At 48.7% G+C, this 690-nt stretch carries 1 protein-coding gene; it reads right to left on the reverse strand.

Annotated features, from left to right (window positions below):
- Positions 1–80: 80 nt before the first annotated feature.
- Positions 81–545, reverse strand: a complete 465-nt coding sequence (locus CVN76_RS01775) for a DUF523 domain-containing protein (RefSeq protein ID WP_100530156.1) — start codon at positions 543–545, stop codon at positions 81–83.
- Positions 546–690: the final 145 nt, after the last annotated feature.

The raw sequence follows: 690 nt of genomic DNA on the forward strand, positions 1-690 counted from the left end.
GGCAAGTATTAAAAATAACAACGTATAGAGGTTGATATCCTCCATGTATTCCCCTCCCCCAAAAGCAAAAGCATTACACCTCATTTTTCTCCCAGATGATCGGATAACCACTCCTCTGACGTGACAATGAATCCATGCCGCCTAAGCAAAGCCGCGGTCACTCCATTCCCGGCCCTCTTCTCCCCCATGAATTCACCATTATAAATCGCCGCACTGCCACAGGATGGACTATTTTCTTTTAAAACGACCAGCGTCGCCCCAATCTCCTGGGCTTTCAATAAAGTAAGCTTCGCTCCTTCTATGTACAGTGCCGTTACATCCCTGCCCGTCCTTTCGATGATCTTGGCTTTTCCATCAAGTACATCCTCACCAGCACCGCCGACAATCTCCGCTGGCTCCCTCGGTACCGAAAAACCACCATGCAGCTCCGGACATACCGATACAGCCTTTTTCTCGCCAATTAATGCCCTGATCCTCTCATCCAGGCTGTGAGTCCCGTTATATCTCACCTCAAAACCCGCCAAACAAGAACTCACCAAAATCATCCAATCACCCCAAACACCATTTTACCATTCTTCTCATCACAACTGTGACAAGACGTTAGGAGAGGAAATCGAATCATTGACGCCGTGGGGCGGATGAATTCGTGCGTAGGTCGAATTATGGGGCTGGACGGATTATGAAGGTGGA

It is taken from the genome of Bacillus sp. mrc49 (assembly GCF_002803435.1).

Coding starts and splice junctions, on each gene's coding strand:
- CVN76_RS01775 (WP_100530156.1), bottom strand. CDS start 545: ATGATTTTGGTGAGTTCTTGTTTGGCGGGTTTTGAGGTGAGATATAAC.